The sequence below is a fragment of the Undibacterium sp. SXout7W genome, from assembly GCF_049339385.1.
Taxonomy (GTDB): Bacteria; Pseudomonadota; Gammaproteobacteria; order Burkholderiales; family Burkholderiaceae_D; genus Undibacterium.
This window is the reverse complement of the sequence record NZ_JBMPPF010000036.1, coordinates 1-8,204: the sequence shown is the minus strand read 5'-3', so window position 1 is coordinate 8,204 and position 8,204 is coordinate 1. Positions and strand designations below refer to the sequence as shown.

The 8,204-nt window shown below is 42.1% G+C and carries 10 protein-coding genes; 2 read left to right on the top strand and 8 right to left on the bottom strand.

Features of this window, described 5'->3' with window-relative positions:
- Positions 1 to 622: replication initiation protein (locus tag ACO0LB_RS20155; protein WP_423052422.1), on the bottom strand; the 622-nt coding region annotated here is incomplete at its 3' end.
- A 703-nt stretch (positions 623 to 1,325) separates the two neighbouring features.
- On the opposite strand from ACO0LB_RS20155, the gene ACO0LB_RS20150 reads away from it, so the two are divergent.
- On the top strand, positions 1,326 to 1,649 hold the full coding sequence (locus tag ACO0LB_RS20150; RefSeq protein ID WP_423052420.1) for a hypothetical protein: 324 nt from the start codon (positions 1,326 to 1,328) through the stop codon (positions 1,647 to 1,649).
- A 47-nt stretch (positions 1,650 to 1,696) separates the two neighbouring features.
- Here the strand turns inward: ACO0LB_RS20150 and ACO0LB_RS20145 are convergent, their stop codons facing one another.
- A complete protein-coding gene (locus ACO0LB_RS20145) occupies positions 1,697 to 2,014 on the bottom strand; it encodes a type II toxin-antitoxin system RelE/ParE family toxin (protein WP_423052418.1) in 318 nt (105 codons plus the stop codon).
- On the bottom strand, positions 2,004 to 2,216 hold the full coding sequence (locus ACO0LB_RS20140; protein ID WP_189359199.1) for a hypothetical protein: 213 nt from the start codon (positions 2,214 to 2,216) through the stop codon (positions 2,004 to 2,006). The genes ACO0LB_RS20145 and ACO0LB_RS20140 overlap by 11 nt, the downstream gene beginning before the upstream one ends.
- Positions 2,217 to 2,804: 588 nt before the next feature.
- On the opposite strand from ACO0LB_RS20140, the gene ACO0LB_RS20135 reads away from it, so the two are divergent.
- The gene (locus tag ACO0LB_RS20135; protein WP_423052415.1) at positions 2,805 to 3,254 is read left to right on the top strand and encodes a hypothetical protein; all 450 of its coding nucleotides are present in this window, start codon (positions 2,805 to 2,807) and stop codon (positions 3,252 to 3,254) included.
- On the opposite strand, the gene ACO0LB_RS20130 is transcribed toward ACO0LB_RS20135, so the two are convergent.
- The 5 genes from ACO0LB_RS20130 to ACO0LB_RS20110 form a co-directional block, all read right to left on the bottom strand.
- Positions 3,247 to 4,077 (bottom strand): replication-relaxation family protein, encoded by an 831-nt coding sequence (locus ACO0LB_RS20130; RefSeq protein WP_423052413.1) that lies wholly within the window; start codon positions 4,075 to 4,077, stop codon positions 3,247 to 3,249. The two genes, ACO0LB_RS20135 and ACO0LB_RS20130, sit on opposite strands and share 8 nt — an antisense overlap.
- A gap of 10 nt (positions 4,078 to 4,087) precedes the next feature.
- The gene (locus tag ACO0LB_RS20125) at positions 4,088 to 6,505 is read right to left on the bottom strand and encodes a type IV secretory system conjugative DNA transfer family protein (RefSeq protein WP_423052411.1); all 2,418 of its coding nucleotides are present in this window, start codon (positions 6,503 to 6,505) and stop codon (positions 4,088 to 4,090) included.
- Positions 6,506 to 6,824: 319 nt separating this feature from the next.
- On the bottom strand, positions 6,825 to 7,007 hold the full coding sequence (locus ACO0LB_RS20120; protein ID WP_423052409.1) for a DUF7706 family protein: 183 nt from the start codon (positions 7,005 to 7,007) through the stop codon (positions 6,825 to 6,827).
- Between the two features lie 15 nt (positions 7,008 to 7,022).
- Positions 7,023 to 7,382 carry an H-NS family nucleoid-associated regulatory protein gene (locus tag ACO0LB_RS20115; protein WP_423052407.1) on the bottom strand — a complete coding sequence of 120 codons (360 nt, stop codon included), beginning with the start codon at positions 7,380 to 7,382 and terminating at the stop codon, positions 7,023 to 7,025.
- 60 nt (positions 7,383 to 7,442) lie between these two features.
- Positions 7,443 to 8,204, bottom strand: a 762-nt coding sequence (locus ACO0LB_RS20110) for a hypothetical protein (protein ID WP_423052405.1), incomplete at its 5' end; no start/stop codon positions are given.

The following is an 8,204-nucleotide window of genomic DNA, read 5'->3' as shown; positions in this document are numbered from 1 at the left end:
TACTGAGGCTTGAGAATCTATTTATTTCTTTCTGTGCTGTTTCAATTACACGGGCTTTAAAATTCGCAAATAGGCTATATTCATCCTTTTCAATACCCATTTTCTCGCGTAGTTCTTCATATTCAAAAGACCGCTTAAAATATCCTTGCTCGTTAGATTTAAATGCCTCTTTCTGCATAATCTCAAAGAGCCTCACAGAATATAGGCTTTTAAAATGTACGGTATGCTCTAAATCATATTGTGTGAAATAGCTTTTCAAGCCAAGCAAATGAGGTTTCAAATCCTTATCAAATCTAAGCTCTACAATTCCGCTTCCGTGCACATATTTTGCAGACGAAAGCCAGCTTGTTTTGTACCAGCTTTTCCCGTCTTTAATCGTAATTATTCGCCGTATTAAATCCTCGGCCGATTTTTCCACCATGTCATAAACACTACTGTCTCTGCCGTTCAAATTGAAGACTCTGGCAAAGTCAGTCACAGATATTTGATAGGTTTTAAAATCTTCATCACTGGGCGATATTTGGGCAATAAGCAAGCGTATAAGGCGGGCTTCACCCAGTGAGGCTATTTTGTAGCTTGCTTCTATGAGGTCGTTACCTTGTCGGACTGTGAGATTAGACATATTTGCGAGATCGAGGCGGACGGGCTGGGTTCACATGATTTGATTTTTTAAAACCTGAGTAGTGTAGCAACAAATTATTACGTGTCAAATCACTCCGTAATCGTTAACGTAATAATTCAAACTATACCTTGTGAATAACTTTGTAATAGTTCGCGGGGTTTTTGTAATAGTTCGCGGGGTTTTTGTAATAGTTCGCGGGGTTTTTGTAATAGTTCGCGGGGTTTTTGTAATAGTTCGCGCCTCTAAAAAAACCTTCAAAATCCTCACCAATAAAGGCTTTCCAGCCTGTTGCCTCGCGCGCGCGCGCGAAAAGGTTTAAAGATTAAAATATAAACACACTAGTGCAAAATTGATTTTCGGCATAAATCGGGCTTTGCCCTTGTGTGTGTTTTTCGCTTCGCTTTTGAAAAACAAAAAACAACATCGAGGGCAAAATTTGTATAAATCAAAGTAGAATTATTTTGCAGACGTGAAGCATGTTTGCCCTTTAAGCTCACGCGCCAGAGCTAAAAAACAACCCAAGGCGAGAACCAAGGGCGGTTTTTCCGATTCCTGCAAAAACGCGACAAGGCCATTTTTGCGCCTCTGTCGCGTTTTTGTTTGTATCAAGCCACCACCCTATACGAAACCGTTAAAGAACAGCATGGAGACTCAGAAAACAAGGTTTAAACACGTATTTTTTTAAATAGAGAGGTCAAAATTTATGGAAGACAGTTTTTTTGCCGATTTTTTATATACATATTCACAGTTAAAACCTTGGCTTTTATTAGTCGTTTTCGGCATATATCCTGCAATCGCAACTTATTTTTTATGCAGAAAAGGGCAAGCAGGGGATTTTAAAAAAATGAATATCACGGCATTGATTGGCATGGCAATTCTTGCCGTGCCGTTCTTTTTCTTTGATGGTGGGATTTATCGAATAAATATGATGCAAAGAACCTCTGTAATATTTGGTATTGGTCTTTGTATCTTCATCTATGCAACGTCATTTTTAGCCTACGGACTAGGTAAGGACGAGAAAAATTGACGCGCTATATTTGGCACATAAAAAAACGCCCACTAGGGCGTTTTTCGTCAGAACGGGTAATTTTTGGGATTTGCCCGATTTTTCCGTTCATGAAGCACGGCCAAAATCTCAATGGTGCGTGAGTCATGCAAAATTTTGTAGGCAACGATATAGGGCAAGCCTTTGATTTTGAAATCGAAAACCCCATCAAAATAGGCGTTTTCTTGGCTGATATTTGGGAATTCTTCCAGTATGGCCAACTGGTGCGCAAACTCATCTTGAATGCCCAAAGCTACCAGTGGGGCTTTGTCGATTAGATAAAAAACGATGTTTCGCAGGTCTTCTTTTGCAGGCTCAAGCCAGTTAATACGGTACTTATCGCGCATCTACTCGGCTCATTAGTTCGGCTTTCAGCTCGGCCATGAAATCGGCGTGTGCGGTTCTCGGTGCGCTCTTATCGTTGGACGCATCGAGGCCACGTTGAATTTGAGCTTTGACTTTTCGCGCTTGCTCGATCTCTTCGACCTCAAAAACGGCTCTTGTGAGGTCTTCCCCTTTGGGGATTTGATTTAATACGGCAGTATTCATGGTGTCACCTATAGGGCTATTTCGTCATTGTACGCCCTTGGCCGAATGTGTCAAAAAAGCCGTGCTTTGAAGCCTTCCACCTGTTTTCGCGGTAATATAAAAACGCTGAACCGATTTCAGCGTTTTTTATTCCTTTACTTTCCTTCTATGAAAGTTCAGAAAAGCGCAATGCGCCAAGTTATTGATTTTCTTCTAGTTGTTCTTTGAATGTTTATAGCATTGCTCATAACATTTTGAACACTAGCAGTCGTCATCCTTTATCGCGTTGGGCTGATTGGCTTCGTGTAGATTGTATGGATACAAAAACAAATAGCGGTGACGCAGGTGACGGGTAGGGTTAGCGCCCTACCCGTTCATTCTATGCAATCCCGTACCAAGTCAAATTCGTTTCTGTCATTCAAAAGAGCTGTGAAAATTTCCATGCTGAAAATTTTCACAGCTCTTTTTCCTTCCATCCACTCCCGCACTCATAAATTTGCAAAGAGGTTACAAGGTGACATAATGAAGGTGACATAAGGTGATACATGGTTACTTTAAGGTTACACTTTAAATGTCACCCTGTAACCTCTTAATTTTTAAGGTTTTTATATGGCTCTCGTCTCAATAATTGAAGCTGCAAAGCTCGCCAAAGTTTCTCGAAAAACTATATATAAACACCTTAAAGAAGGGACACTTTCGAGTTCTGAGAACACCCAAGGCCATAAGGTTATCGACACGTCAGAGCTAATTCGAGTATTCGGAAAAATTCACCTTGATTCACCCGAAGAGGTGACAGGTGGTGACATTGAGGGTGACAAAAAGAAACAAGAGGTGACACAAGGTGACACTGGTAAAGACATCGAAACACTTATTGAAAATGCAAAATTGAAGGCAGAAAACGCCCAGCTCCGCGAACGGCTAGACGAAGCCAAGGAAGACAAAGAAAAGCTTTTTGCACAGTTGTCAGAAGCGCAAGCAACGGTGAAGCTCATCACCCACGACAAAGACACGGCCACAGAAAAAAAAGGCTTCTTTGCTCGGATTTTTGGGACTAAATAAACGGGCGCTCCTTTCCGGAGACATCGAGCCAATTTGAGCCGAAGCCGGCTTTTATTCCGGCCATATCGGAAAATATGAAATAGTCCTTGTATCGAGGAAAAACAGGGGAGTCCTGCAAGCGTCTGAGAACGTGAAGCATAGCTTGTGAAGTCTCAAAAATAACGGCCACACGGTGCGCCCTGTCGATCTTGAACTTGAGCGAGGGTGTGCCCTCATTGAGCGCCAAAATGTGCTTTTCGAGCTGTTCCACGGCTCTTTTTGTGTCTGCCCCCTCGTACACCTCCAAAAGCACCAGCTCGGGCTTTCCCTGATAGTCAAAGAAAAAATGGCCGTCTGGGATTATCCAGTCTGCCCCGAGATCCACTTTTGTCTTTGCCCGTAGTTTTTCCGTCCCGCGCTGGCTTCCTGTCTTGTCGAAGTAAAAAGCCAAATCATGCACCTCTGCGCCGTTTTGACTGCACCAAGCATCAAAAGCTATTGCAAAATCGACGGTGTGGACTCTGTGCCAAATATCCGCGAAAAACAGCGTTTTACGCATGATAGGCACTTTGGCGCTGTCCACGTCGAGGCCGTGGCCATCCGCGAGAATTTCCGCCCCATGCGGGGTTATATAGTACAAATCCGAGGGTTTCCCCTGTCTGGTTATCCCGAATTGCACCCGCTTAATGAGTGGGTGAGGCACGTCCCGCATGCGCTTGAGTCCTCGGCTCGCGTTCTGTGTGCTGGCATAAATCCCCATGTCGAGCATCTGATTTGTATTAACGAACCTGTAGCGCGTGAGCGTCTCAAGTACGCGCACCTCTGAATTTGAGAGAACGAGCATTTTTGTTTTTTTACCTGCTAAATTTTGGGCCTTGGGCGTTGTTTAGGGTCTCTTGTGAGGCGACTTTGCGCGTATTGGCTTCGTTGGCCTCAATTGTGGCCTTGCGTCCCGCTGTAGGGCTTGTATAGGCGCTAGTAGCGAAGGCCAGAGCCTTTTTGTAGTCCCCTTTGTCGTTGACCATATTCACTTTGACGATCTCTGATTTCTGCACCATCTTCCGATACATCATAAATTCACCTAATCGCAAATTCTTGAAGCTCTCGGGGTCTGCGTTCATATTGCGTGCGACTGCACTGATAGATGATGCGTTGTTCATCCCTCCGAAAATTACGCCAGAGGACAATAAAACGTCCTTCAATTGTGTGTCCATATCCTGCCCGATGATCTGATTTGCAGAGGTCAAAAACATTTTGTATTTCCGCGCCTCGGTCAAGATGGTTTCAATATCTGCACTGATAAAATTTTGCACCTCATCCACGAAAATATACGTAGGAACGCGCAGGTGCATTTCCTGTTCTTCTCGTCCCAAGGCAATCGAGGAAAGCATAGAAATAATCAAGCGCCCGACCGCTTCCGATGATTCCTCACCCAAGCGCCCTTTCGGGAGGTTGAAGAGGAAAAGCGCCCCTTCGTCGATCTCGTGCTCAAAGTCGACACTAGAGCGCCCACAGGTCATGCGAACGAACATTTCCGAATTTAGAAGCGTTTGTAATTTTCTGTGCAATGCACTTTTTGTTACGTCATAACCTTTATCAAAAAATCCCTTCCCGTTGGCGCTGTCGAACATGTCCGAATGGGTAATAAATGGCAGAGAACGCCCCAGGTTGACCAGGTGCGCGTTCCTGGAGTCGTCCATAAACATTTGCAAGTCCCGAAAGGTTGCGCCCTCCATTCGCAAAAGCACTTGAATGCAAGGCAATAAAATTGCCTTCATATTTACGCTGTGTTTTTCATCATTGAGCTTTGCAATAGTATTTGTTAATTGCTCCGCGATTGATTGTATTTTGTAGTCGGGAGTATTCGGGCGAATATCAAAAGGATTGATGCAAAAAACCTTTTCGCCAAAAAATTTCGGATCAATACAAAATACGCGATTTTCTAGCGCTAGTACAGATCGAAAATTGAGAATATCTTTTATTAAATCACCATGCGGTTCAATCACTATTGCACTCATTTTTTTACGCTTCATTGAAAGCGTGCAAGAATGCACCAGCTTTTTAATAATTTCACTTTTTCCGCTTCCTGATGATGCGCAAATATAGACATGTTTTTCCATGTCGCTTTCGCTTAGTATTGGCGGTGGCTGTCTAAATATGGCGATTTTTTCAAAGATCGCTCTCAAGAGTTTAATATGCAAATCTTTGTTATGTTTAGAGAGAAAATACAAATAGGCATTTTCTATACTACCGAGCGCCTCATATTCTGCATAATTATTTTTTACGTCTGGAAATTCAATTTTTACATGTTCCATTTGTAAATCAGAATCGTCTCTATACATAGGCACAATGGCTCTATTTTGATAATTGTATTCGCAAGTCAGAGTGTCCTGTATTCGATTGTGGTATGACTTCAAGCCTTTTGCTTTTGTCATCCTCTTCATTCTTTTACGCGCACCATCAGACGCAAGACTTCCTCTGTTTATTTTAAAAACATAAGACCGCTTACCAAACGTAAAATTGATTTTGTACGTGTCTATAAAAATTCTATTTGTGAAGTCATAAACATTGGTTTGGTCTTTTTGTGGCGTGTGTTCCCGTTCGTCAGGTAACCCTTTATCTATAATAATATGATCGTCGTTTTCGCTAAAATATGACTTGTAATTGCGTATATACTTAATATTTTTTGCCCTAAATAATAGCTCAACAAAGTGCGAGAATGAATGAGGCGCAAAAAATACTACGTCATCAGGATAAAATTTAACCGTCTCACCATATAAAAAATCGGTTAACGATATAATCCGCTTCAATCGGCAAAATGTATTAAATAGTGGGCTTATTTTTTTGTTCTGGCCTATTTTAAAAATGAACTCAAACCAATCATTTTTTCTCTGTTTATTAAATACTGTTTGACTCTTCATTTCCTCAATTTCTTTGAGGTTGTTTTTATCCTCAATTTCTGAAATAAATTGATTTAAATAATTCTCTATCCCCTCGGCGCTCCATTCGTTTATACGGTCAACTATCAAACTCCATTCCGTATCATCCATATCAAATGAAATGTATTTTTTTTCGATAGATTCACCGACGCGAACATCTGGGAAATTTAAACTTAAACACTCGGTGACATCAAAATCAAGGTAAGTTTCAAACCTGGCGCCCCATTGCTTTTTTCTGGTTTGCTCACTCAATGTTTCAAAAAATTGCCGTTCCTTTTCTTCGGTTAAATCTAGGCCACAAAGAGCGAACGCATGGGCAAGTTTTTTATTCATAGGAAATGTCGGCAAGAAAGTAGGCGATAAAAATAACCATTTAGAATGCAAGCCGTGTTTTTGTCAATGCGTTGTCACCTATTGTCACCACCTGTCACCCCGTATTCAATAACACTCATCATAGACGTTATCACGTCTCCTCTTCCTCGTCCCCTCCTCATCGTCACCCCTCACCCTTGCTATGTCCCTCCGTGTTCCCAGTCCGCACCATGTCACCAACTGTAACCCGCTGTCACCTCATGTCACCCAAACACAACAGACGAAAAAAAACCGCCCTCAAATCCAAGCGGTTTAAAAATTGGCGTGTTACCCCGTATCACTAGCGCGGTGCATATCCTTTTTCGGCCAAGGCCACACGGATTTTTTCACCTGCGCCCTGCATTCCGTATGCCTCTGTGTCTGTCTGTGCACTCTCGCGGTACTGGTCAAACCTTACACGCTTGAGAAACTGCGCGTAGTCCTCGGCTTCCTGTTCCGTCATCTCAACCTGAATACAGACCATATAGCCCCCTGTAGCTCATATTGCGAGTGAGTCGAGGGATTCACCTGCACCAAGTCGCTTTTCGATCCATACGGGCTTTTTACCGCGTCCTGTCCAGGTTTCCGCGTGGTTTTCAGGGTTACGATATTTCGGCGCAATAGTTCCCGCCTTGTCACCCTTTGTCACCTTGTGTTTCTTCAGTAGGGCTTTTGCTAGTTCCTCGGGACTCATTCCAAGCGATTCAAGCGCACTTTTTACCTGTTGCACAAAAGCGCTTTTCGCCTCATTTCGGATATTCTCGCGCTCTTGCTCTAAGCGTTGTATTTCAAGTTCAAGATCATTTAATTTTTTTTGATTCGGCAAACTAAAAGCCATTTTGTCAGCATGAGCATTCACGATAAATTCTCCATTTTAAAATCGAAACTTTGAGTATATACAAAATATGATTTTCAGTGTCTATTCATTATCAGGCTTTTGTATGTTTTCAAAATAGCGAACTAAATAAGCTTTGAAAAATTTGTCACTTAATCCATTCTTTTCAAATGTCTTTTTCATTGCAGGCATGGCCTGTTGCAGATATTCTTTTTTTACTTTCTCTTGTTCTTCTTCTTTTAATTCAAGGAACGATTCAAAACCTATTTCAACCGCTTTTTTTACTTTCTCGGCTCTTTCCTTCTCCCCTTGTATCTCTCTTTCCTGCGCCTCTTTTTCGGTCTTGGCTCTATTGTCTCGCTCTTGCTGTTCTTTTTCCCATCCACTCGCTAAATCATCGGCAATCGCTCGGGCTAAATATCCCGCCACAGAGTCACGGATTTTTTTTGCTTTTTGCATGGCGCGAGTATATGCAATATTTCGGGTGATTTTCTTCACTCCGTATTTCTTACGCCACCTGTACGCTGTCGCTTCTTCAATACCCATTGAAATCATTTCTAGCACATCCTCTGGATGTTCCTTGTTTTCCTCTTGATGTGGCATTTCCATGATGTTTGGTGAGCCGCCTTTTAATTCAAGCGTGATCTGTTTTTTCTTTTCAACATGAAAAACTACATGTGTCACCTTTCGCCCTGTTTTTGGGTAATCTATTTGCACAATACTGAGGCTTGAGAATCTATTTATTTCTTTCTGTGCTGTTTCAATTACACGGGCTTTAAAATTCGCAAATAGGCTATATTCATCCTTTTCAATACCCATTTTCTCGCGTAGTTCTTCATATTCAAA